The organism is Rheinheimera texasensis DSM 17496 (genome assembly GCF_000711985.1).
GTDB lineage: Bacteria > Pseudomonadota > Gammaproteobacteria > Enterobacterales > Alteromonadaceae > Pararheinheimera > Pararheinheimera texasensis.
On record NZ_KL544005.1, the window covers coordinates 1,108,576 to 1,133,270 of the forward strand.

At 55.0% G+C, this 24,695-nt stretch carries 21 protein-coding genes; 7 read left to right on the top strand and 14 right to left on the bottom strand.

All coding sequences use genetic code 11. The features are described from left to right. Positions 1–3 precede the first annotated feature (3 nt). The 8 genes from Q399_RS0115495 to Q399_RS21205 all read right to left on the bottom strand — a co-directional run bounded on the left by Q399_RS0115495 (position 4) and on the right by Q399_RS21205 (position 11,140). The gene (locus Q399_RS0115495; protein ID WP_031569946.1) at positions 4–1,665 is read right to left on the bottom strand and encodes an ATP-binding cassette domain-containing protein; all 1,662 of its coding nucleotides are present in this window, start codon (positions 1,663–1,665) and stop codon (positions 4–6) included. Continuing rightward, the gene (cydD, locus tag Q399_RS0115500; RefSeq protein ID WP_157836330.1) at positions 1,662–3,446 is read right to left on the bottom strand and encodes a thiol reductant ABC exporter subunit CydD; all 1,785 of its coding nucleotides are present in this window, start codon (positions 3,444–3,446) and stop codon (positions 1,662–1,664) included. The genes Q399_RS0115495 and cydD overlap by 4 nt, the downstream gene beginning before the upstream one ends. Before the next feature lie 22 nt (positions 3,447–3,468). After that, positions 3,469–3,582, bottom strand: coding sequence for a cytochrome bd-I oxidase subunit CydX (gene cydX / locus Q399_RS21720; RefSeq protein ID WP_051686065.1), 114 nt, complete (start codon positions 3,580–3,582; stop codon positions 3,469–3,471). A gap of 12 nt (positions 3,583–3,594) precedes the next feature. Next, complete coding sequence (gene cydB, locus Q399_RS0115510; RefSeq protein WP_031569951.1) at positions 3,595–4,731, bottom strand: cytochrome d ubiquinol oxidase subunit II; 1,137 nt, start codon at positions 4,729–4,731, stop codon at positions 3,595–3,597. A gap of 1 nt (position 4,732) precedes the next feature. Continuing rightward, positions 4,733–6,289 carry a cytochrome ubiquinol oxidase subunit I gene (locus tag Q399_RS0115515; protein WP_031569952.1) on the bottom strand — a complete coding sequence of 519 codons (1,557 nt, stop codon included), beginning with the start codon at positions 6,287–6,289 and terminating at the stop codon, positions 4,733–4,735. A 354-nt stretch (positions 6,290–6,643) separates the two neighbouring features. Beyond that, on the bottom strand, positions 6,644–9,037 hold the full coding sequence (locus Q399_RS0115525; RefSeq protein ID WP_211253352.1) for a GH36-type glycosyl hydrolase domain-containing protein: 2,394 nt from the start codon (positions 9,035–9,037) through the stop codon (positions 6,644–6,646). Then, the gene (locus tag Q399_RS0115530) at positions 9,037–10,479 is read right to left on the bottom strand and encodes an MFS transporter (protein WP_084164403.1); all 1,443 of its coding nucleotides are present in this window, start codon (positions 10,477–10,479) and stop codon (positions 9,037–9,039) included. The genes Q399_RS0115525 and Q399_RS0115530 overlap by 1 nt, the downstream gene beginning before the upstream one ends. 28 nt (positions 10,480–10,507) lie before the next feature. After that, entirely contained in the window at positions 10,508–11,140 is a 633-nt protein-coding gene (locus Q399_RS21205; protein ID WP_084164405.1) for a gluconokinase, read from the bottom strand. 210 nt (positions 11,141–11,350) lie between these two features. On the opposite strand from Q399_RS21205, the gene gntR reads away from it, so the two are divergent. From gntR to Q399_RS0115565, 6 genes are all read left to right on the top strand, one after another. Then, positions 11,351–12,376, top strand: a complete 1,026-nt coding sequence (gntR, locus tag Q399_RS0115540) for an HTH-type transcriptional regulator GntR (protein WP_031569958.1) — start codon at positions 11,351–11,353, stop codon at positions 12,374–12,376. Positions 12,377–12,486: 110 nt separating this feature from the next. Continuing rightward, complete coding sequence (locus Q399_RS0115545) at positions 12,487–14,010, top strand: serine hydrolase domain-containing protein (protein ID WP_031569960.1); 1,524 nt, start codon at positions 12,487–12,489, stop codon at positions 14,008–14,010. A gap of 9 nt (positions 14,011–14,019) precedes the next feature. Further along, positions 14,020–14,412 (top strand): DUF6249 domain-containing protein, encoded by a 393-nt coding sequence (locus tag Q399_RS0115550; RefSeq protein WP_031569962.1) that lies wholly within the window; start codon positions 14,020–14,022, stop codon positions 14,410–14,412. A gap of 9 nt (positions 14,413–14,421) precedes the next feature. Beyond that, the gene (locus tag Q399_RS0115555) at positions 14,422–14,982 is read left to right on the top strand and encodes an RNA polymerase sigma factor (RefSeq protein WP_031569964.1); all 561 of its coding nucleotides are present in this window, start codon (positions 14,422–14,424) and stop codon (positions 14,980–14,982) included. Beyond that, on the top strand, positions 14,982–15,200 hold the full coding sequence (locus tag Q399_RS0115560; protein ID WP_031569966.1) for a hypothetical protein: 219 nt from the start codon (positions 14,982–14,984) through the stop codon (positions 15,198–15,200). The genes Q399_RS0115555 and Q399_RS0115560 overlap by 1 nt, the downstream gene beginning before the upstream one ends. Positions 15,201–15,317: 117 nt before the next feature. Then, complete coding sequence (locus Q399_RS0115565) at positions 15,318–16,193, top strand: transporter substrate-binding domain-containing protein (protein ID WP_031569968.1); 876 nt, start codon at positions 15,318–15,320, stop codon at positions 16,191–16,193. Between the two features lie 17 nt (positions 16,194–16,210). Here the strand turns inward: Q399_RS0115565 and Q399_RS0115570 are convergent, their stop codons facing one another. Beyond that, positions 16,211–16,756: a DUF4256 domain-containing protein gene (locus Q399_RS0115570; protein ID WP_031569970.1), complete on the bottom strand. Its 546-nt coding sequence runs from the start codon at positions 16,754–16,756 to the stop codon at positions 16,211–16,213. Positions 16,757–16,758: 2 nt separating this feature from the next. After that, positions 16,759–17,595 (bottom strand): AraC family transcriptional regulator, encoded by an 837-nt coding sequence (locus Q399_RS0115575; RefSeq protein WP_031569972.1) that lies wholly within the window; start codon positions 17,593–17,595, stop codon positions 16,759–16,761. Positions 17,596–17,697: 102 nt separating this feature from the next. Between Q399_RS0115575 and ggt the strand changes: the two genes are divergently transcribed. Continuing rightward, positions 17,698–19,440 (top strand): gamma-glutamyltransferase, encoded by a 1,743-nt coding sequence (gene ggt / locus Q399_RS0115580; protein ID WP_031569974.1) that lies wholly within the window; start codon positions 17,698–17,700, stop codon positions 19,438–19,440. A 28-nt stretch (positions 19,441–19,468) separates the two neighbouring features. On the opposite strand, the gene Q399_RS0115585 is transcribed toward ggt, so the two are convergent. From Q399_RS0115585 to Q399_RS0115600, 4 genes are all read right to left on the bottom strand, one after another. Next, on the bottom strand, positions 19,469–20,662 hold the full coding sequence (locus Q399_RS0115585) for a metallophosphoesterase (protein ID WP_031569975.1): 1,194 nt from the start codon (positions 20,660–20,662) through the stop codon (positions 19,469–19,471). A 25-nt stretch (positions 20,663–20,687) separates the two neighbouring features. Continuing rightward, positions 20,688–21,257, bottom strand: coding sequence for an HAAS signaling domain-containing protein (locus tag Q399_RS0115590; RefSeq protein ID WP_031569976.1), 570 nt, complete (start codon positions 21,255–21,257; stop codon positions 20,688–20,690). Position 21,258: 1 nt separating this feature from the next. Further along, positions 21,259–21,636: a PadR family transcriptional regulator gene (locus Q399_RS0115595; protein ID WP_031569978.1), complete on the bottom strand. Its 378-nt coding sequence runs from the start codon at positions 21,634–21,636 to the stop codon at positions 21,259–21,261. A 206-nt stretch (positions 21,637–21,842) separates the two neighbouring features. Then, the gene (locus Q399_RS0115600; RefSeq protein WP_031569981.1) at positions 21,843–24,563 is read right to left on the bottom strand and encodes a DUF2339 domain-containing protein; all 2,721 of its coding nucleotides are present in this window, start codon (positions 24,561–24,563) and stop codon (positions 21,843–21,845) included. Positions 24,564–24,695: the final 132 nt, after the last annotated feature.

The window sequence follows — 24,695 nt, forward strand, 5'->3', positions numbered from 1 at the left end:
CCGTTAAAGGCGCAAGGTCCGGTTAAACACCCTATCCTGCTGTTGTTGATGGCTGGCAATCATCAAAATGCCCTGCTGCTGAAATGCCGCCAGCCGCTGCAACAGTTGTTGCGCGAGTTGTGGTTGCAGGCCGGCGAAGGGTTCGTCGAGTAATAAGACCGCTGGTTTTTGTAGGAGCAGGCGCGCTAAAGCAAAACGTTTTAGTTCGCCACCGGACAACCCGACGCCATAATCGCCCAGCACCGTTAATAAACCCTGCTGTTGGTGCGACAGCCAATCGTCCAAACCAACCAGTTGCAGTACTTGCAATAATTCTTCATCTGTTGCATCCGGTTTGGCCAGGCGCAGATCCGCCGCCACCGACAAACCAAATAAATAAGGCCGTTGGGGTAAATAGCCGATCTGGCGATACAGCGCAGCTTCAGGCCATTGCGCCAGTGTCACGCCCTGCAACAGTGTGGTTCCGCCCAAAGCCGGCATTTCCGCCGCCAGTGTTTGCAATAAACAACTTTTGCCACTGCCCGACGGGCCTTTGAGCAGCACAACGTCGCCGCTTTGAAAACTTGCGCTGACTTCGCCCAGCGATGCCTGGAAACCAAACTGCAGTTGTTGTAGGTCCAGACGGACTTGCTGCTGCACAACGGGCGCTGCAGCCACAGTTTCGTCCGGCTGCAATACCCTGTCATCTGTCCCGGCCATGGCATTGCAGCGCTGCTGCGCCGCTCTGAGCTGACCATAACTTTGCGGGATAAATATCAGCGGCAACAGCAGTTCCGTCAGCCCCAGCCAGGCCAGCACTAAACCCAGCCATAACGGCACCGCAAGCGGAAACGGGAGTCCAGTCTGCCAGGCGTCCAGCATGGGCCAGGTCAGCGTGGCCAGGCCCGCCAGTATCAGCAGTTGCAGCGCAAACTGTGCCGCCAGCTGGCCATATTGCTGGTCTTGCTGCAATTGCTGCAGCTGCTGATCTAACCGGACAAACTGCTGCTGCCGCGGCTGCCAGTGACCGGTGGTTAATAAGGTGGTCAGCAATTGCAGGTTTTCCAGTAACAGGCCACGGCGTTGCCCTTGGCGCTGTACTTCGGTGGCAGCCTGTTGCACCGGTCCAGACGTACCAGGCCGGCATAACCCTATGATCGCCAGGATCGGTAACAGCAGCAGCGCCGTCACAGACCAGAAAGCCGCCGGCAGCAGCAGAAACACCAACAGCAAAAAGGCGGCGCTCAGCAAGCTGGCATAGCCCAATGGATTCAGTAGCCGCAGCGGCAACTGATCTAACAGGTCAATATCGGCAATTAAACGCTGCAAGCGGTCACCACCAACTGTTACGGTCTGACCGGTTTGGTGCGCGAGCGCGACAAATACCCGCAACCGCAATACCGCCAGCAAGCGCAGCACCAAGGCATGCGATACCAGCCTTTCGCCATAACGTCCGGCGGTGCGCACAATGGCAAACAGCCGGATCAAAGCACCCGGCCGCAAATAGTTAAAACTGGCGCCGACACCAGCGGCGGCCGCCGCGCTGATAAACCAGCCGGACCAGGCCAACAGCGCCACTGTTGCCATGACTGTCAGCAGGCCCAAACTGAAACTGAAGCTCCAACCGGCTTGGTGACTGAGCCATAAGTCGCGCAGCCGGATGCCGGGCTCTGACCGGGCCTTCATGCCAGATCTCCAATATCACAACGGCCCGACAGCTGACCCTGACTAAATTGCAAAGCCCCATCGAGGAAACCAAGTTGCTGCCACTGATGGCTGGCGATCAGCAGCGTGCGGCCGCTACTGAGCTTTGCCAGCAACAACGCCAAATCCGCCGCAGTGTCCTGATCCAGCTCGGCAAAAGGCTCATCCAGCAGCCACAAAGGCCGGTCCGCCAGTAATAAGCGCGCCAGACATAGTCGCTGTTGCTGACCACCGGACAAGCCCTGCCCGGCTTCACCTAACCGGTAATCAAGCGAAGTCGCTTCACCTAATTCGGTCAACAAGCCGACCTGTTGTAAGCAAGCCCGCAGCGCTGCGTCGCTGGCCGCAGGCTTGGCCATGCGTAAATTCTCTGCCACAGAGCCGGCGAATAATTCCGGCATTTGCGTTAAATAACTCAATTGTTGCCACAGCTGTGGTCTGTTTGCTGCTGTAACCGGCTGACCGGCGAATTGATAAGCACCGTTAAAGTCGGCAAAACCGGCCAACAGCTGCAAAAATGACGACTTCCCACTGCCACTGTCGCCACAAAGCAATAAACGTTCGCCGACGTTGATTTGTAGTTCTGGGATTATTAATCGCGGCCGCTCAATACTGCCCAACCGGATTTGGCGGAGCTGCAGCAGTGGCTTAACCTGCTCATGCAGGCTCGGGCTGTATGTGAAAGTGCAGGAAAGGCTGTCGGAAGCTGTGCCGGTGAATGGCTCCGGCAATAACCACAACGGTTTAAGCGCCAATGCCGCCGCTTCGGCTTGTGCTTTGGCATGATAATCACTGCCAAGCTGGCGCAGCGGCTGATAAAACTCCGGCGCCAGTAACAAAATAAATAGTGCCGGCGCAAAAGCGACCGGCACTTCGCCTTTGGCCCAGGGCAATTCACCCAAAAGCCCAAGGCCTAAATACAACGCCACCAAAGCGATGGCCAGCGATGCGAATAACTCCAGCACTGCGGTCGACAAAAACGCCAGCCGGAGCACCTGCAGCGAACTGCTGCGGTAACGCTCGGCAGCATATTGCAGCTGGGCAGTAGCCTGCGGGATGGCATTGAGCCGGCGCAGCAGCGTCAGCCCCTGCAGGAATTGCCACAACCGTCCGCCCATCCGGCCCAGTTCGGCCAGTTTTTCACTGCTGGCTTTACTGGCTTCGCGGCCCACTAACACCATAAACAACGGTACCAGCGGCGCGGTCAGCAGTAACAGCAAACCGGCCAGCACACTGTGCAAGCAGACCACCACCGCAATCAGCAATGGCGTCCAAATCACCAGAAATAGCTGCGGCCAATAACGGCTGATATAACCGTCCAGCGCATCAACCTGCTCAGTGAGTAAGGTCGACAGCACACCATCACTGCCAAAACGTTGTCGCGCCGGGCCTTGCGCTGCCAATTTGTTTAACAGCTGCCGGCGCAGGTCTGCCCGTAACAAACGACTACTGTGTTGGGTCAGCCCATCGCGCAACAGCAAACACAGCTGGCGCAGCACAAAAGCCAGCGCAAACTGCCACAATAACGAAAATGGAAGTGCCGTAGCAGGTGGGCCGGCTGTCAGCGCAGCGGCGTTCATTGCAGTGTCCAGCATGGCATCAGCAAAAAGTGCCAGACACCACAGTTGCCAAAGCAACAGCGGCACGGATAGAGCCGCTGCACATACTGCCAGCAGTAGCTTAGGCCGGTAAGGCCTCAGCCACTGTTGCAATAAGGTTCTGGCATGATTTGGCTCAGATTTAGCCAGGGTAGACTGACTCAAAACAGGCTTATTCAGAGCAGACTCACTCAGAACCAGAATCCTCTTCGGCGTAACCATTCAACTCCAGCCACATCGCGTTGATGATGCCAAAAGAACAGGCCAGCAAGACTCCTAAAATCCAGGCGAAATACCACATAATCTTGTCCTTTTAATACAGTGAATGGGTGTTATTGCTGATGTGCTGCGCATTGATGCGGCCAAACATCTTGATATAACTCCAGATGGTGTAACCGAGCACAATAGGCACAAAGACACAGGCTACAAAGAACATGATTTTTAATGTCAGCTCGCTCGAAGTCGCGTCCCACATGGTCAGGCTGTGGTTTGGCATTGAACTGGATGGCATCACAAAGGGAAACATTGCAATGCCACAGGTTAAAATCACCCCGGCCTGGCCCAATGAAGTCAGCAGGAACGCCAGCGCGCCTTTACCGGCTTTACTCAACAAGCCACTGAGCGCAAATGCCGCCACGCCCAGTGCCGGCGCCAGCCACAGCAGCGGATAATCGGCGAAATTCTGCAGCCAGGCGCCACTGCGCACTTCTACAGTTTTACTGACCGCATTGTTAATGGCATTACCATCCAAAGCGCTGGTGACAACATAACCATCGATGCCGGCATTGAGCCAGACACCAGCCAGAACAAATAAAGCAGCAGCACCTAAGCCAGCAATAAAACCGGCGGTTTGACTGCGTTTGAGCAGATCACCTTCGGTTTTCATCTGCAGGTAAGCTGCGCCCTGACTGACAAACATCAACAAACTCAGCACGCCGACCAGCAAGGCAAATGGGTTTAACAGCGCGAAGAAACTACCGGTGTATTTGATGCGCAGCAGTTCGTCAAAATGAAACGGTACCCCTTGCAGCAAATTACCAAAAGCCACACCAAAAATGATTGGCGGGACAGCCGAGCCAAAGGTCAGCGCCCAGTCCCAGTTACTGCGCCAGGCCGGATTTTCCAGCTTGGAACGGTAATCAAAGCCAATTGGACGCATGAACAAGGCCGCCAACGTCAGCATCATCGCCAGATAAAAACCGCTAAAAGCAGTGGCATACACCGGTGGCCAGGCGGCAAACAAAGCACCGCCAGCGGTAATGAGCCAAACCTGATTGCCATCCCAGTGCGGCGCGACCGCATTAATCATCACGCGCCGGTCCATATCGTCTTTGCCGACCACTTTTAATAAAGCGCCGACACCCATGTCAAAACCGTCGGTGATGGCAAAGCCAATCAACAGCACACCGACCAATAACCACCAGATAAATCTTAAAAATTCGTAATCCATGTTACACCTCAGTCGCTTTGCCGGTTTCGAAATCGTATTTGCCGGTATGCAGGCTGGACGGGCCTTTGCGGGCGAAATGCTGCATCAGCCAGACTTCGATAATCAGGAAAATGGTATAGAGCACTGAAATCAGGATCAGGCTGGTCCAGATCTCAGCTGGCGTTAAACCAGACGCGGCCATGTGGGTGGGCAATACTTCACCGACGGCCCAGGGCTGACGGCCATATTCAGCGACAAACCAGCCGGCTTCACAGGCGATCCACGGCAGTGGCAAGCCCAGTACCGCGGCGCGTAACAACCAGGTTGGTTTGCGCTCCAGTCGTTTCGCGCTGTAATAAAAACTCAGCGCAAAAATCACCAGCATGGCAAAACCGGCCGCCACCATAATACGGAAGCTCCAGAACATAGGCGCCACCTGCGGAATACTGCCATCGACTGCAGCCTGAATTTGTTCTGGCGTGGCTTTGGTTGGGTCTTCAGCATAAGCGGTGACTAACAGGCCATAACCTAAGTCTTTTTTCACACTGTCAAAGGCCGCTTTGGTCTCAGCCGAAGTGTCGCCGGCGCGCAGCAGATGCAATAACCGGTAAGCTTCAATACCGTTAATAATACGGGCGCGGTGCTGCTCTTTTAAATCTTTCAGACCACTAACCGGCTCATCCAGCGACCGGGTCGCGATGAGGCCGAGCGCATAAGGAATTTTCACCGCGTAGTCAGTGGTTTGTGTCTCACTGTTTGGCACGCCAATCACGGTAAAAGACGCTGGTGCCGGATGGGTATCCCACTCTGCTTCCACTGCTGCCAGTTTGACTTTTTGCACGTCACCCAGCTCATAACCGGATTCATCACCGAGCACAATCACCGATACTGACGCGGCTAAACCAAAAGCTGAAGCAATGGCAAAACTGCGGCGGGCAAAGGCTAAATCGCGGCCTTTGAGCATATACCATGCCGAAATCGCTAAGATAAACATCGCGCCAGTGACATAACCCGCCGACACGGTATGGACAAACTTGACCTGCGCCACCGGGTTGAAGATGACTTCGCTGAAGCTGGTCATTTCCATCCGCATCGTTACATAGTTGAATTCAGCGCCCACCGGGTTTTGCATCCAGCCGTTGGCAATCAAAATCCACAGCGCGGACAGGTTAGAACCTAAAGCCACCAGCCAGGTCACCGCTAAATGCTGCACTTTGCTTAAGCGGTCCCAGCCGAAGAAAAACAAACCGACCAGCGTCGATTCGAGGAAAAACGCCATCAGGCCTTCAATCGCCAGCGGCGCGCCAAAAATGTCGCCAACATAATGCGAATAATAGGACCAGTTGGTACCAAACTGGAATTCCATCGCGATGCCAGTAGTGACACCCAGCGCGAAATTGATGGCAAATAACTTGCCCCAGAATTTGGTCATATCGCGGTAAATTTCTTTGCCGGTCATCACATAAACCGACTCCATGATCGCCAGTAAAAACGTCATACCAAGCGTCAGTGGCACAAATAGGAAGTGGTACATTGCCGTAAAGGCAAACTGCAAGCGCGAGAGTTCGACGATATCCATCCACCGTCTCCTGTGGGGTTAACTTAATTAATCATTTACTAATATAATGCCTGCGCATTCAAACAGCGAACCCTAACTGCCGGGTTGTTGATCAACATCAAAAATGCCTTCACAACAGCGCAAGACTATTGTCTGCGGCAACCGGGGTATAAACCTTGATTAGAATCAAATACGAGGGGTAAAAGCTTGACCTGCGACAATTTGCCGCAGCGGTTTTTCATCCCTGAATTCTGTAGCTAAGTATTGGAAGGAGTTCAGATTTTTGCAAACTACCGTAAAAAAAACACGCAACTCTTCAGCGCAAACAGCGGGCCCGGCAGCGGACAAAACATCTGCCGGACCAGCACTGCCACGTCAAAGCGGTAATAACACCCGCAGCCGATAGCTCCGCCCGCTGTAGACCTCGGGCAACAAACCACCAGCCAGTTGTTGGTTGTCCAGATAAACTTCTGGCGCCACGATACCGGCCTGACGGCTGTAACTGCATTCAATCAGTGCACCACGGAACTGCCGCGTCACGGCTGCTTCCGGCCATTGGGCCGGCAGCTGTGGCTGGATCCGCAGCCCCGCGCCTTCACCTTTCAGACCAAACAAATGTTCAATCAGGCAACGATATACCCAATGCACAGTGCCGGTATTAAACAGCTGACTGGAGCGGCCTGCCGTGCGCGGATACTGGCTGTAAGCGCCACGATAATAGTTCGGTATAAACACCGGTAACTGGCCGCGTTGACGCTGATCGGCTTCATCGTCCGATGGCAACATCTGGCGCAGTGTGTGAAAAGCGCGATCGGCATCGCCGATTTGATACAAGGCATAGAGATAAAAGGCCGCCGCATGGTTATACACAGAGCCATTTTCAGCCGAACCGGGGAATTTTTGCGTGACCCGGCCAACATCGTCACGCATCGCGGTATAAGCCGGTGCCAGCATTTGCACGCCATAAGGCGTTTGCAGCTGTGCATCCACCGCCTGTAATAACGCTTGTTGCTGCGCCGGGCTCGCCGCGCCGCTTAACAGCGCCCAGCTTTGTGGGTTGAGATAAATCCGCCCTTCAGGGTCTTTGCTGATACCAAACACCACATCATCGTCGGTGATGCCACGGCCATACCACTGACCGTCCCACAGATATTGATTCACCGCCTGATTAAAGGCTGCGGCTTTGGCCCGGTAGTCGTCTGCCTGCGCCGTCTCATTCTGGGTTGGGCCCTGGGTTGCAATAATTTCCGCCCAGGTATTCAGCGCATAAGCGGCGGCGAGACTGAGCCAGCCCGACACACCACGGCCTTTGTAGCCGACCATATTCATCGGGTCGCACCAGTCGCCTTGCTCGATATAACTTAAGCCCCGGTGGTCTTTTTTCTGCCAGAGCCAGGCCATAGCGCGATGCAGATGTTCGCGTACTGTGGTCGCGCCGGCGTCGGCTTCTTTGTAGCCGACTTGTTCGTCCAGCACAGACCAGTCGTTGGTTTCATCCAGATAAGCGCGCAGGAATAACGGCAGCCAGACACATTGGTCGGTATGCGGCACCTGATTGATGTATTTCAGCTGCGCGTCCGGATGCAGCAAAATCCCATCCGGCATTTCGCCGCTCTGATGCTGCTGCGACAGCGCCGTCAACAGCGCCTGCCGCGCCGTCTGCGGCGCCAGATAAGCCATGCCCATATTGTCCTGCAGATAGTTGCGCGTCTGCGGATCTGTCGTCAGCCGGTTCACCTCGCCGTGGTAATACACCTGACGCGGCAGCCACTGATTAACAAAATTATCCAGGCCCGCATCCGGTGTGCGGATTTGAATGGCGGGTGTGATAGCGTCCATATGCGCCTGACTTTGAACAATAGCTGCCGCAAAACCGTCAATCTGCGTTGAGCCAAAATAACGCTGCCGGATGGCGGCAATTTCGGCCAGATCTTTGGCCGGGCCAAACACAAAGCGGAATAACTCATTGGCGCCGGCAGCCAGCACCACATCGTACTGCAGTGCACAAGCCGGTGTTTCATAATCGGCGTTGCCGTTTGCCAGCCGTTCGGCGCTGATACCAGCAGGTGCAGCCAGGCCGCCTTCACCTTCAAACTGCTGTTGATTGGCTTCCCACGCCAGCGCCGCGCGTTCTGCCAGCAAAAAGGTCTGATCTTTAAAGTCTTTTTGTTTGAAATAATCCGGATATTTCTGGTACGGCGTCACGCTGCTGCACACCACCGCCTGTAAATCCGCTTCATAACGGCCGCTCTGATTCATCCAGGACATATAGCCAACCGGAAAATACGGGTACAGACTGAGCCGGCGCGTGGCAGTACCTAAATTTCGCACCCGCAGCTGCCACAGCTCCAGCGGCGCATCCGGTGCCAGGCTCAGCCGCCATTCCAGCCGTAAATCATCAGTGAGCTCGAGCTGCCAGCAGATGTCAGCACTGCCGGCGGAAAACACAAACTTTGCCGGGGCACGGCGTACCGGTTCATACGGCACCGACCACAATTCGCCGCTGTCCTGATCTTTGACATAAACAAAGCGGCCCGGATGATGGGCGTAATACGGCTGCTCCGGCTGCATAAAAGTTTTGGCTTCCAGATTGGGCGCATGGGCGTATTTGGCCGGTTCCGGCTGCATAAACTGGGCAGTGGCATAACCGCGGCAGTTCAGCTGGATCATCATGGTCTGATTCCATAAAAATGCGGCGGCCTGCGGCATGGCGGTGGCACTGAACAATTGATAACGCTTCCCTGTAGCATCCGGATTCATCAAAGGCATCAGGTTTTACTCCCGGAAATATCAGTACTGGAAACGTCTTGCTCAGCAGCTACACGCCGCGCGGCCAGCTCTTGTTGCAGGGCATGGACCTGGGCTTCAGACAACGGATAACACCACATCACCGCCGCCGCCAGTAACGCGACAATGCCGGGGATCACCGACATCAGCCACAAAATACCTTGTTGCGAACCGGCGTTTTGTTCCGCATTGGCGACATAACCCAGCAGTGCCAGCACCCAGCCGATGGTGGCAGAAGCCAGCGCCCCACCGAGTTTTTGCGAAAAAGTCGCCGCCGAAAATGTCATGGCGGTGGCCCGCCGGCCGGTGCGCCATTCGTTGTAATCCGCGCTGTCGGCATACATCGAAAATGCCAGCGGCGACTTGGGCCCCAGCACAAAACCAATCGCCAGATTCAGCGCAAATACCAGTGTGATGTTGTCCGGCGGCACGAAATACAGCGCCAGCGACATCACCCCAGCCAGGCTCATCAACAACATCATCAAGGTTTTCTTCGGCAGAAAACGCGTCATCAGCGGGGTCGATGCAGCGCCAAGCGCCAGTGCCAGCATATAACTCGACAAAAACTCACCGACCAGCTGTGGCTGCTGCAGATAATATTTGAAGTAATACACAGCGCTGCTGGCACGCAACGTGATGGTGATCATGATGACCAGCGCCAGGCAAAACAGCACCAGCCATGGTTTGTTGCCGGCCAAATCGCGGATGTCCTGCCACACCGGTGCCGGCACAGTACTGACCGGCTGAATACGTTCGCGCGTGCTGGCAAAAGTGCAGAGAAACAACAACGCCGCCGCCAGACCAAACAGCCCCATCGTCAGCTGCCAGCCCAGTACGTCGTCGCCCTGCCCCAGCAGTGGCACCAGTTTAGGTGTCAGATAAGTGACTAAAATGCCGCCGGTAAAACCGCCGATAAAGCGGAAGCTGACCAATGTGGTGCGGTCCTGACTGTTGGCAGTGATGACGCCGGAGAGCGCTGAATACGGAATATTAATGCCGGTATAAATCAGCATCAGCAGGCTGTAAGTGCCATAAGCCCAATATAATTTGCCGTCGGCATCGAGGTCGGGCGTGGTGTAAGTCAGCACACCGGCGCCCGCCAGCGGTAACGCCAGCCACAGCAGATATGGCCGGAATTTGCCAAAACGCGAGCGGGTGCGGTCGGCAATCGCCCCCATCATCGGGTCGGTAAAGGCGTCAATAATTTTGGTGATCAGCATCATAGTGCCGGCAGCGGCAGCGGAAATACCAAACACATCGGTATAAAAAATCAGTAAAAAGGCCGAGATATTGGCCCAGTAGAAGTTAAAGCCGATATCGCCGACGCCGTACCCGACTTTCTCGCCAAGCCCAAGCCGCTGCTGCGGGCTAGTCGCCTGTGGTCCTTCACTTACGCTGGTGCTGCTGATGGTCGTGTTTGTCATGCTGCTAAGCCTGTATCATCCGGCACGGTTAATTCGCCGGTTTTGTGTTAGCGCTATCAGCGGTTCGCTGCAGTGCCTGAAATATGCGTTTAACTTGTTCCGGCAACGCCAACCGCAGGTCCAGCCACAACACGTCCGGTTCCAGTACCGGCACCTGCATCGTCGCGAGCTGACTGTGCAGCATAGATTCCGGCATAAAATGCGCGGTGCGGGCGCGTAACCGTGCTGCCAGCACGTCAGCCGGCCCGTGCAGGTAGACAAATAATGGCGCAGCAGCAGCGGCACGGATCTGCGCCCGTTGCTGCTGAATCAGACCGGAGTAACTCAACACAGTCGGCAGCCCGCTGGCCTGTTGTTGCTGCAGCGCCTGACATAACAATCCGACCCAGTGCTGGCGCAGTTCTGCGGTTAACGGCTGGCCAGATGCCATCATTTGTTTGGCAGTAGCAGAATGAAAATCGTCGCCTTCCAGATAAGTCCAGCCCAGCGCGTCCGCACAATGCCGCGCCAGCGTGGATTTGCCGCTGCCGGCCACCCCCATCAGAATTAACGTCTGCGGCTTTTGTCCAGCGACATCCTGGGCCGCTGCCGGGCCCGGGCCTGCTATCTTTGTAGGTGTGCTTAATGCTGATGGGCCGTCAGCTGCGGTATCACGCGGCATCTGCCTGTCCTTCTTTTGCTGCTATCCAGTGCTAAGATCCGGGAATGATGAAATCGCTTACAACAATGCCGATACAGCTTAATTCAGACAAAATGTTAGCGCAATCATTTTGACCACAAGACTGATTTTCCGTTATGGTGAGCCAATTATTGAATGCTGTCGCAGCCTCCTGCAGCAGCATTCGCAGCAAAAATCGCAGGACGTTCGCTGATGAATCGTAAACCCAATTTAAAAGATGTGGCTAAACTGGCCGGTGTTAGCGCTATCACTGTGTCGCGGGTGCTGACCACGCCGGAGAAAGTGTCAGACAAACTACGGCAAAAAATTGAACAGGCCATTCACGAACTGGGCTATATCCGCAACCACGCCGCCAGTGCGCTGGCATCCAACCGATCCGGGGTGTTGGCGGTGATCATCCCGTCCTTGTCGAATATTGTATTTAACGAAGTGCTGCAAGGCATTTACAGCGCAGTGAAACCACACCAACTGCAGGTCATTTTGGGCGATTGCCATTATTCGCCACTGGAAGAAGAAAAACTGATCGCCACTTTATTAAGTCAGGCACCGGAAGGGGTGATCCTGACCGGCACCGACCAGACCGATTACGCCCGAAAATTGCTGCAAAACGCCGGTATTCCGGTAGTGCAGCTGATGGAACTAACAGACCAACCCATTGATATCAATATCGGTTTTTCCCATCTGGATGCCGGCATGGCGATGACCCAACATTTGCTGGCACGCGGATATCGCCGGATTGGTTTTCTCGGCGCCAGGATGGACCAGCGCACACAACAACGCCTGGCCGGCTTCAAGCGCGCGATAGAAGACTGGAACCTGACACAGGCGCGGGAGTCTCAGGCCTTGTGCCAGCAGTTTGTCGTCACCACCGGCCAGTCGTCGTCGATTAAACTCGGCGGCCAGCTATTGCAGGCGGTGATGGCCGAATCGCAGGGCCATTGCGACGCCGTCTTCTGCTGTAACGACGACCTGGCGCTCGGCGCTTTATTTGAAGCACGCAAAATGAACCTGCGGGTGCCCGCCGACCTTGCCATCGCCGGCTTTAACGACCTCGAAGCCTCAGCACTGGTCGAACCCGGCATCACCAGCGTCGCCGCGCCGCGTTTTGCCATGGGCAAACAGGCGGTGGAACTGCTGATGCAAAAAGCCAGCGGCAATCAAACAGAATTCCCGCCTATTGACGTGGGTTACAGCATTATGGTGCGCGGCTCGACCTGAGTGCGCCGAGCAAAGGCCTGCATCTTTTCCGCAAAATATTCACCACAGTGAAATCCAAAGCCAATTCGGCGTGCATCTAAGTTTCAGCATATTCAATCGGAGAACTCAACATGCTGAAACTCACTTTATCCCTGCTCACAGCGGCTGTATTCAGCCTGTGCTTTAAAACAGCAAAAGCGGGACAGACGTCATATACCGCGGAATCGCTGCATCAGGCGCTGAGCCAAAAAGATGCTGAGTTTTTCGAGCGTGGCTTTAATCAATGTGATTTGGCTTATCTCGACGCCAATGTCAGCGCAAAGCTGAAGTTTTACCATGACCGTGCGGGTTTTCAGGACAAAGCGTTGTTTATGCAAAGTGTCCGGCAAAACCTGTGCAGTGACCCGGCGCATAAGCCTATCCGTAAACTGACCGCCGGTAGTTTAAGGACTTTTCCGTTATATCAAGATCAGCAGCTGTACGGCGCTATCCAACAAGGGGAGCATGAGTTTTATCTGCGCGAGCCCGGTAAAGCCGACCGCCTGACCGGCACGGCCCGCTTTACCTCGGTCTGGCTGAAACAAGGCGACGATTGGCAGCTCAATGATGTGCTCAGTTATGACCATCAGGACCCGGTTATCAGGGCAGCTGAAACTGTGGCAACCAGTACCACCAACAGCAAAAACAACATCGCAGAGCCATCTGCATCTTTTATCGAAGGCTTACTGAAACAACATCAGGTGCCGGCCTTGGGTCTCGGCATCATCAATCAGGGCAAATTGCAGTCGGTGCGGGTCTATGGTGAATTGCAACAAGGCGTGCCAGCCCCAGCCAATACGCTGTTTAAAGTGGCGTCGCTGACCAAACCTATTGTCAGCCTGCTGACGTTGCGGCTGGTGGCCGCCGGTAAATTTAACCTCGATGAACCGCTGGCGCGCTATTGGGTCGACCCGGATCTCAAAACCGACCCGCGCCATCTGTTATTAACCCCGCGATTAGTGCTAACGCATCAGAGTGGTTTTGCCAACTGGCGTTATCTGGAGCCTAACAAAAAACTGCAGTTTCAGTTTCAGCCCGGCACCAGGCATCAGTATTCCGGCGAAGGCTTTGAATATCTGCGCAAAGCGCTGGAAGCGAAATTTGGCCTGAAGCTGGAACAGCTGGCAGAACAGTATGTATTCAAGCCGGCCGGCATGAAAGATACGCATTTTTACTGGACGCCGGCAGTCGACGAGCAGCGTTATGCCCGTAACCACGACGCCAAAGGCCAGCTGCTGCCTTTGGAAAAACACAGCACAGCCAATGCTGCAGCCAACCTGCTGACCACAGTTGAAGACTACAGCAAGTTTTTGCTGTTTGTACTCACGCAGCAACAGACGATGCCAGCGCTTTACCAGCAAATGCAGAGCATTCAGGTGCCGCTGAAAGCCAATAATGGCGTAGGCCTTGGCTGGGAAATCTTCAGCGGCTTTTCCACAGGAGAAGCGCTGATGCTGCATACCGGCAAAGATCCGGGCGTGTCCACCGCCGCCATGCTGTTTCCGCAAAGCGGCAATGGTTATGTGATTTTTATGAATGGCGACAACAGCATGCCGGTGCTTGAACAACTGTTGCCACAGTTGTACCTTGGCGCTGAACTGTGGCAACGAAAATAAGTACAACTCATGACCGGACAAGAGTGGGCAGAGATCCTGGTACCTTTCATTTCCTTCAGCGCACTGATCGCGCTGTTGGGGTTGTTATTGCTGTACAAGTACAAGAAAAAGCAGCTGTTTTTGCAAATGGTCGAACGCTCGCTGACGCAACAGGTACCGCTGTCACCGGAGACTATCCGCGAAATCGCCAACCAGTTTTTTTCTGCCAACCGCGACTTACGTAAAGGCATTTTTTTGCTGGTGCTGGCGCTGGCCATTTTGGCTTTTTCCTATCTGGCCGATTTCCCGCAGCGCGGCAATCTGGATTTAAATGACGCGCTAAATGGTATCGCCATGTTACCGGGCCTGCTCGGCCTGGCGTTTTTACTGCTGGCCTGGCTTGACCGCCGGCGGCCCGGTTAAGCGGGCACTGTGTCGCAAACGCCAGCAAACCGGCAAGCGCTGCAACAAGCATCAGTCGACCAGTTGGTCGCTATTGTGCAGGTGTCCGGCGACAGCGCGGCTTTTAACGAATTGTTTGGCCGCTTTGAGCGCAAACTGCGGGCGTTTTTGTTGTATAAATCCAGCGACAGCAAGTTTGAAGTTGATGATTTAATGCAGGAAACTTACGTTAAAGCTTTTCTGCATATCGGCCAGTATCAGCAGCAGGCCGAGTTCTCCACCTGGCTGTTACGCATTGCCATCAATGAGTTATTACAGGCCAAACGAGCGCAGGGTATTTTCGCCCGGCTGAAGCAACGTTGGTTTCACAGTGAGCCGGAAGCACAAAGCCATAACGACCAGAGCGCTGGACAACGTGATGCCGCAACGTTATTGGCACACCTCAGTGATGTACAGCAGCAGGTGTTTGTTTATGCTGAATTTTATGGTTATTCCCAAAGCGAAATTGCCGAAAAATTGCAGCTGCCGCTTGGCAGTGTTAAGACCTATATGAAACAGGCGCGTGAAGCGCTCGACAGGATAAACTGCTGATGCTGAAACTCAAATGGCAACACCGACTACGGCTCTGGCTCTGGCAACACCGCCGCCTGCTGGTGCTGAGCAGTGCAGCACTGCTGGCAGTGACGTTGCTGTTGGCAGCCAACGTCTTGGTGCTGGCATTGCCGGCCATTGCCCTGCCACCGCTGAGCGCCGGGCAACTGGCTATCGGCGGTTTCGCCGTGGCGCTGGTGCTAATCCTGGCGGATTAAACACCGGCAGCAAGGCTGACGCACTGGTACAACCATCACCCAGCGCCGGGAAAAACACTGCGAAAATGCCAATGATGCAGTACCATTTTGTTTTTACAGCTTTGCTAAGGAATGCCCATGTCGCTGACCCGCTCCTGGCTGCTGGTTTTATCCCTGTTCACCTTGCCAGTCACGGTGTCGGTCCTGGCGCAGCCTCCAGCACCTTTGGCAATAGAAATCCATCACTACGACGCTGAATCGGCCGACATGCTCAACAGCGGCGGTACTGACCAGTCAGCCGATATTGATACCGTCCGCCTGCTGTTTAAAGCCATCGCCACACCACTGCAGGTACAGCAGATGCCGATAGCGCGTACCGACCGGATGATGGAACAAGGTCTGCCGGTGTGTTCACTAAACCGGGTGAAAAGTGCTGAGCGGGCCAGTAAATATCTGTTTTCACTGCCGGTAAATTTTTATCTGGGTTATCAGCTGTATCAACATGCGGCAGCGGAAGCTGTACCGCCGGCGCTGCTGAATAAACAAGGCCAAATCCGTAGTTTAAAAGCGCTGTTGCAGCAGTATCCGCGACAGCAAATCGTGGTGCCGAAAGACTATTCCTTCGGCGACGCGCTGGATAAAGCCGTGGCAGAACTGCCGGCACGGCAGATCACCGCCATCTCGACTTCGCATTATTACCAGCATTTTGTCGCGATGTTTGAAGCCGGCCGCGCTGATTTTATTTTGCTGTACCCGACCGAAATGCAGGCTTATCTGCAGAAAAACACGGCGTTAAAAGTCCGGCAATATCCACTGGCTCAGGCACCGGCCTATGCCAGCGGCCATCTGATGTGCGCCGATTCGGCACTGACCCGCGCCTTCGTCAAAAAGGTCGATGCAGCGTTAAAACAACTGTACCGCCAGCAGGCTTTTGTTGAGGCCAACAGCTACACACTGTCAGTGGCTGACCGGCGCAAAATTCAGCAAATCATCCGCCAGCACCAGCAACATTAAGCCGCCGATTGCCGGTTTCAGACCCGCACGACACCGCGAAACCCACGTGCGGCATAATAAGAATCGGCGCCGTTGTGGTAAACAAACACCTGGTCATAACGCCGGTCGCCAAACAGCGCCCCGCCTAAATTGCGGATAGCAGCTGGTGTGGCGAGCCAGCTCGAGGTTTTTTGATCCACCGCCTTGATACTTTGCAATAAGCGGTATTGCTGTTCGTTTAATAGTTCAATACCGATCGCCTGCGCCATTTCATCGACACAACCGGCCGGTTTATTGGCTTTGCGACCGTCCAGTGCCTTGCGGTCAAAACACAAACTGCGCCGGCCGACCGGGCTTTCGGCCGAAAAATCACAAAATAACAATTCGCCGCTGTCGGCGTCCAGCGCCAGCAAATCGGGTTCACCGCCGCTGGCTTCCATCGCCGCCAACACTTCGAGTGTGGCCGGCGCGGCTTGCAGGCGTTCGAGCACCTGCTGCCAGCTCAGACCCGGATGTCGGTATGGCTGCAGTGCAAAACGCTGTTGCAGGATTTGCAGCTGGGCTGCATACGGATTCGGCTCCATCATTACTCTCCTTTGCTAAATTGCCCCGGGGGCTGATGCAAACTTGCCCACACTTTGGGTGTAGTGCCAAAACACTGTTTAAAATGCCGGTGCAGGTGGCTCTGGTCGGTAAAGCCGCAGCTGTAGGCCACCTGCACCAGCGGCAAACCGCGTTCTATCAGGGTTTTGGCTTTCTGCAGCCGTTTCAGGATCACGTAGCGATAAGGCGTAGTGCCATACAATGCCCTGAAATCGCGGGTGATTTGCCACTTACTGTATTGGGCAATAAGCGCCAGCTCATCCAGGGTGATCTCAGCAGGCATGTCGGAATTAATGGTAATAATATCGTCGATATATTCCCGCACCCGGTTCATTGCCTGGTAGTTGACGCTTGTGTGCCGGCTGCTGTTGTTGGTGTTTTGCTGTAAACAGCGCGCAAAGGAATAAATCAGCTCCTGCTGCTCTAAAGTCTCCAGCGGCCGGTCAAACTCCGCTAACAAGGCGCCGGCGATACGGACAAACTGCGGATCTTTGGTCACGCCGCTGGGTAAAAACGGTAAACTGGCACCTTGCAACACTTGCTGCACCTCGACCGGATTGATAGTGATGGCGCGGTAGGCAAACGGGCTGTCAGTGCCGGCCTGGCCATCATGCAGTTCATCCGGGTGCAGGATCACCACCTCACCGGGCAATGAATGTCGCAGCTGCCCGCGATAATGAAAACTTTGCACGCCGGCTGTGGTTAAGGCCAGGGTATAAGTGTCATGACGATGCGGCGCATAAGCCAGACCACTGAAACAAGCTTCGAATCGCTCAGTCTCCCCGGCGGCGCGTTTGACCCATCCCTGGTTTTTTCTCATCTGGGGTGATACTCCTGAATGTAGGCAGCGCAATATCGTGCAATAACGTGCAGAGTGATGGCTTTACTATATCGCTGAATGTAAACAATTTGGAAATTGAACATGCTAAATGGACTCAAACGGTTTTTGCTCTGGACGCTGGCAATTGCAGCTGTGGTCGCCATTGCGGCCATCGTTGCCGGGTTTTCCTTTCGCGCCGGTTTAGGTACGCCGACCGAACAGTTCCGCGAAAAGGCGGTCTATGCCCCCAACGGCGTGGTCAGCACCAGTCAGCCACTGGCCAGTCAGGCCGGTTTAGCCGTGTTGCAACGCGGCGGTAATGCGGTAGATGCGGCGGTGACAGCCGCGGCGGTATTAAGTGTGGTCGAGCCTTATATGACTGGCATCGGCGGCGACATGTTTGCCATGGTCTGGCTGGAAAAAGAGCAGCGGCTGGTCGGCATCAATGGCAGTGGCCATGCCGGCGCTTTAATGACCTTTGACGCCATTGCCAAGCGTGGACGTATTCCCGGTGAAGGCCCGCTGTCCATTACACTGCCCGGTGCTTTATCCGGCTGGGCCAAATTGCTGGAAGCCCATGGCACTATCACCCTGGCGGAAGCGCTGGCACAAGCTATCGCACTGGCTGAACAGGGCTTTCCGGTATCCAAAGCCACAGCCAGCGAATGGGCTTTGTTTGAAGGACAAATCAACTGGGACCCGGGCGCCCGCGCCACTTTTCTCATCGATGGTAAACGGACGCCCGCAGCCGGCGAATGGTTTACCAACCCGGATTATGCCAACTCGCTGAAACTGATTGCTGCCAAGGGACCACAAGCGCTGTACGGCGGCGAGCTGGGCGACAAGATTGCCGCCGGTGTTCAGGCGCTGGGCGGCTTTTTAACCGCAGCGGATTTTGCCAATTACAGCGCGGAATGGGTCGAGCCGATGTCGGTGTCATTTAAAGGCTACCGGTTATGGGAATTACCGCCGAATGGTCAGGGTATTGCAGCCTTAGAAATGCTGAAGATCTTAGAGGCTTATGATTTGGCGGCGATGCAACACAACTCCGCCGACTATCTGCACCACTTGATTGAAGCGAAAAAACTGGCCTACGCCGATTTGGAACATTTTGTCGGAGACCCGGCTTTTATGCAGATTAAGCCTGAGCAGTTGCTGTCTGACGAAGTGATCGCAAAGCGCCGGGCATATCTTGATGCCAACAAAGCGCTGCCAAGAGCAGCACCGGAACCGTCGCTGACCACCAGTGATACCACCTATTTAAGTACGGCAGACAAAGACGGCAATATGGTGTCTTTTATTAACAGCCTGGCCGGTCCTTTTGGTTCAGGCATTGTGGTGCCGGGCACTGGTTTTGCGCTGCAAAACCGCGGCGTCGGCTTATCGGCGCAAGCGGGAAGAGCCAATACCGTCGCGCCGGGCAAACGACCTTTTCATACCATTATCCCCGGCTTCGTCACCAAAACCGATGCTCAGGGCAAACAGCAAGCCTGGTTAAGCTATGGCATTGTCGGCGGGCCGCAGCAACCGCAGGCGCATGTCCAGGTGCTGCTGAATATGCTGTTGTTTAATATGGATATTCAGGAAGCCATCGATGCCCCAAGGTTCCGGCATTGGGAAGACAACAGAGTGAGTTTTGAACAGGCTATTCCGCAAAGTACCGTCGAACGTTTATATGCCATGGGGCATGCACCGCAAAACCCGGTGATGGCCACAGCGCAGGGCTTTTTTCATGGCAACAGCCCTGGCCTTATTTTTGGTGGCGGCCAGGGCGTGATGAAACTGGAAAAAGGTTATGTCGCAGGTTCAGACTCGAGGCGTGACGGTATCGCCGCGGCGCACTGAAATATTGCCGGCGCTGGCAGCCAAAGCGTCACAAAGCTTCGGCGCTGCCATCGTCCTGCAGGCGGAAAAACTGGCCATCGCGGATCAATAATCCCTCACTGCTGCGCGGTGGGATACTGCCGCGGTAATCGCGTGGCTGGCGCACGTTGATGGCAATCACCTTACCGGCAAACAAACTATGGACCCGCCGCTGTGGTGTGTGGCCCACCACCACAGCGCTGGCGCCAAAGCGTGCCAAAGTCTTTTCCACTTCATCTTGCGTTAAATCGGCTTCAAAATAACCACGATACCAGGACGGACCGCTGCGGGTGGATAACAGCAGGTCGTTGGCTTCGGCGTTTTTCTTCGGATAATAGGCCGTGCGGTAATGCGCCCGGACTATGGTATTTAAATCTTCCAGCGAATAATTCAGCGTCGCCAATTTGGGATGCAAACCGCCGTGTACAAACAACTGGCCGTTGATGAGTTCCGCCGTATTTTTACTGGCCAGCCAGCGGCCAAGCAGGCTGTTGTCGCCATATAAATCGGCTTGCTGTTTGCCCAGCACTGTCGCGACAAACTGATACTTTTTATCCGCTGCCTGAAAGTTGCCCTGCAGGTTTTTGATTTCGTGGTTCCCCAAAATGTAATGCACAGTGCCACCCTGCGCCCGCGCCGCCTGTTCCAGCTGATAAATCAGCCACAGCACCTGCGTGGTGGAAGGCCCGCGGTCGGTCATGTCACCAAGCAGCACCAGATGGCCTTTGCCAAAGGTCCAGTTCAGCTTTGCATCGATGACCCGGTGCGCCTGCAAAAAATCGCGCAGTGTTTTATAGGCGCTTTCAATATCGGAGATCGCCAGAATCGGCTCGTTGTCCTGATAACGCAGCGGCGGCGGGATAAAACGGCCATCTGGCTCCCGGTCCGGGCTGCTGCCGTTAATGGTCAGGGCAAAATGATTATCTTCCAACGGAAAACACACCTGCGTTTGTACTGTTGCCGTCAGTGGCACCGTTTGTTGTTCCAGATAAAAGCCGGTTTCGCCATCGCCGCGGATAAAGTTCAGCTGCATCTGGTCGCCGCTAAAAAACACATGCGGGCCTTCACCGCCGACTTTATAAGCGCGGCGGTCGTCGCCGTAATCAATATCGATACTGAAGAACACCGCAAGGCCCAGCGCCAAAGCCAGCAGCAACAGGCTGGTGATGCAAAAATGTTTCAGATTGGTCCAGATGAGTTTCATCGCAAATTCCCTGTGTATCAATCAGTCACATATGCTGTTTTAACACCAGCAGCACTTTGCGCGTCAGCCAGGCCACCCCTACAGCCAGCAATGTCGCTACCGGCACTATCCACCAGCCCATCACCTCGGGCGTGGCCATCGGCGGCACTGAAACAAAACCAACCACTATGCTGTCGCCATGCGGTGTCGACCAGACGCCAACCGACTCGGGCAGCAGAAATTTCGCCCCGGCGATAAACAACAACCCAAACGCCATGCTGAAACCAAACACCGCCATGGCAAAATACAGACTGGCGGTGACGCTTTTTTTCACGCTTTGAATGGCGCGAAAACCACGCGGCGGCGGCGCGCCTTCTTCGATGTGGGCGACATACAATGCCGCCAGCTGACGCGCATCACCAAAACCGCGCAAAATTTCTGCCACGTCTGCGGCTTGACCATTCGCAGCCTGCTGGTCCAGCACATCAAACAAATGGCTTTCAATTTCACGGATCACTTCCTGCGTTTCATGCGGGGCCAGCCGGGACAAATAACGACGTAAATCATTGAGATAACCATGGATCATCTCGTTATTGTGCAATTCTGCTGCAGACATCTCAGACTCCTGTATTCGGTAGCGGTTGCGGGCCCGGGTTGGCCAACAGCCATTCAATATCGCTGACAGACTGGCGCCAGAGCCGGGTCAGATCGGTCAGCTTTTTGTTGCCAAGGGGGGTTAGCTGGTAGTACTTACGCGGTCGGGTCTCGCCTTCCTGTACCCACTGCGCATCGACCAGTTCATCGCGCTTCAGCCGGTCCAGCAGCGGATATAAAGTACCTTCAGTGATCGTCGTAGAAGGCAAACTTTGCAGCAATTTCAGCAGTTCCAGGCCATATAAAGTGCGCTGCTGCAACGCCGCCAGAATAGCCAGTTCCAGCGTGCCTTTGCGCAGCTGCACTTCCCACTTTTCCATCAAAGCTTCGGTTGAGTTCATCATTCACCTGTATCGGGCCTAGGCATTGGCTCGCTATGTATTAAATTATACCTTGCAATACAAGGTATAATGCTGAGCATAGTGATAGCCAAGATAAAGATCAACAGGATAAAGACGTCAGATGAAAAAATAATCAGTAGGTAAAAAGCAAAAAGTCAGTGACAACAACAAGGCCACTGACTTTCTATATTGAAAAACATCAGCGCTTAGCCGGCTCTGGCAGAAGTTGCACCCGTTTTCGGCATCGGCGCTTTAATACCTATCAGCACTGTGAGGCCGCCAACGGTAATAAAAGACACAATCCGGCTGAGCGAGCCGGCATCCGCGAGGTCGACCAAAAACAGTTTCACCAGCACGACCGCCAGCAAAGCTGCGCCAGCTTGCCAGCGCAGCCGGTGTTGCAGCAGATGACCACGCAGCATCAGCACCAATGCCAGCAGCGTCCAGCCGACTGACAGGCCAAGCTGCACTTCGCTACTGTGCCACAGCGACTCAAATTGCCACGGCAGCTGCAGCAGCAGCGCAATAGCGCGTACCAACAGCACAGTGGCACTGATAAAAGCCGCGGCGGCCAGCAACTGCGTGAGCCAAGGCGTTGGCGTTAACACACGTTGGATAGCCCGCCATTGCAAGCCCGCGGCCAGCACTGCGCCCAGCATCACGGCATCCGGACCGTTCAGCAGCGGATAACCTGTTGCCGATTCCACCAGACTCCAACCCCACAGTAGCAACAGTCCACCGAGCCAGGGCAAAGGCAGCCGTATTAAAAACAGCGCCGGTGCGGCCGGATGCGGCCAGCGCTGCTGCACAGATAACCACAGACACAACAACATGGGTGCCACGACAGCAACAAAAAACAGCCCCAACAGCTGCTGATTCTCCAGTTGCCAACTGTTCGCCAGATAACGTGCCTGCCACAGCACTAAAACCCCCACCAGCCAGGGCATCGCCAGTAAATACAATGGCTTGCTGACCTGCGCCTGCCGAATCCAGCGATAGAAACTCAAAAGCACCAACATCAGCGCGACGATACCGCTCAGAGACAACACCGGTTGCCAGTGGCCGCTGTCGAGCTGGCGAAAAAATTCGGCGCCATACCAGCAGTACAGCAGCGGTAACAGCCACCAGCCAAAACGCTGCAGCGTCGGCAATGGCCAGCGCTGATAAAGTGCGGACGCCAACACTAACGACAGCGCCGCCGCCGCGATCTGCGCCGCTAAAGGCTGCGTCAGATGACCGTCCAGTTCGGCAAAAAACGCCAGATGCCAGAGGCCCCAGCCGAGCAATGCCCACAGCAAGGTCAAAGCAGTTTCACCCGGCAACAGCCGTGTATCCGCCGGCTTGCGGTCGCTGCTGACTGACAGCAATAGCAGCGACAAGCCGAGCACCAGAATATTGCTAAAGTCGCCCTGCAAAAACCATAAGCGGCCGGTCTGCACCGGCAATTCACTGACAAAAGCGACCAGTGCACCCGCCATCAGCAGATAAGCACCGGCGCGGCTGGCGCGGCTTCGTTGCTGGAAACCGAGCCAACATAGACCGGCAGCCTCCAACGCCCAGCCAAAGGCGGTCCAGCTGGCGCCTTGAGAAAATGGCAGCACCAAAGAGGCAAACATCAGCGCGAGGCCCAGCTGGATCTGGCCAAACCGGCGTAAATCGTCGCGTTGCTGCCGGCGTACCAGCAGATACATGCCACCATACAGCAACGCATAGACCGCGGCGCTGACGCTATCGCCCTGGCTAAAATGATTCGTCAGCAACAGCTGCTGACTAAAGGACAACAACGGCAGTCCAAACACTAAACTGCCATCGATAAAACCGCGGCTCTGATGGCCCTGGCGCAGCGTAAAGCGATAACCAATCAACAGGTACATCAGGAAATAAGCAGCGAAAAACGGCTGCACCAGCGCGTAGTCGCTGCTGTGGTAATTGATCAGCTGCCAGGCCAGCGCGATGCCAAAAGTCGCGACAAAACCAGTCCAGTTCAGCCAGCGCCATTGCCGGTACCAGGCCAACAGCAACACACCGGCATTCAGTAGCAGGTAATAGCTGAACAGTCCGACAAAACGATTCGAGCCGTCCGATGTCAGCAAAGGCACCAAAAAACCACCGGCGGTAGCGAGAATGGCCATTGCCTGGGATTGCTGTAACAACGCCATCGCGCTGCCAGCCAATACCGTCAGCAACATCAGCGCAAAAGCCGTTGTACCACCAATCATCGGATAATACTTGCAGGCGGCAAACAAGGTCAGATAGACCACAGCAAAACCGGCCCCCTGCAGCAGCGCGGCGTGATTGCCCAGCCGGCGGCGTTTCCACCAGCCAAGCCCGACCAGACCAGCGCCACAAAGCCCGATAAAACCGAGCCGCAGCTCCATCGACAATAAGCCCTGATGGGCAAAGTACGTGGCGAGAAAACTCAGGCCCAAAAACAACACGGTAAGGCCAGCCAGCACCAACGGGCTGATCTGACGGAACAAATCAAATAAGGGGCTGAGCCAGGTTAACGTAGGAGCAGCAGTTTGCTGCGACGGTGATTGCCAGGGATCAGCAGCAGTGACTGGCGACGCATCAGGCTCAAACGGCAGCTCTGTACCGCCAACCAGCACTGATGCGGCCCTGCTGTTTGCTGGCGCAGTCTCTGCCGGTCCTGCGTCTGTTTGGATCTGGGCAGGTTGCAGCGCCCTCGCCTGCAGTTCGGCTGCCTCAACAGCCGCGGTTGCACAAACAATTGGTCTGGATGGCGTCTGCTGACCGAGCTGCTTCACTTGCTGCTGTAATGCGGTCAGCTGCGCTTCCATTGCAGCTGCTTTGCGCCAGGCATCTAAGGCCAATCCCAGCGCCAGGCCAAGCACAGCGCCAATCATCGTCTCGCCTTCCAGCGCGCCCAGACTATAACCGGCGATAAATCCAAGCAGTGCCCACATGCAGTGACGTCCTTGTGATGAACTATGACGTCCTACCATAGCACCGGACTTTCCGCTTCAACAAGTTTTACAGCAGCGAAGTACAGGCAATAAAAAACCCGGCTTAGTGCCGGGTTTTCTAAGATAAATCAG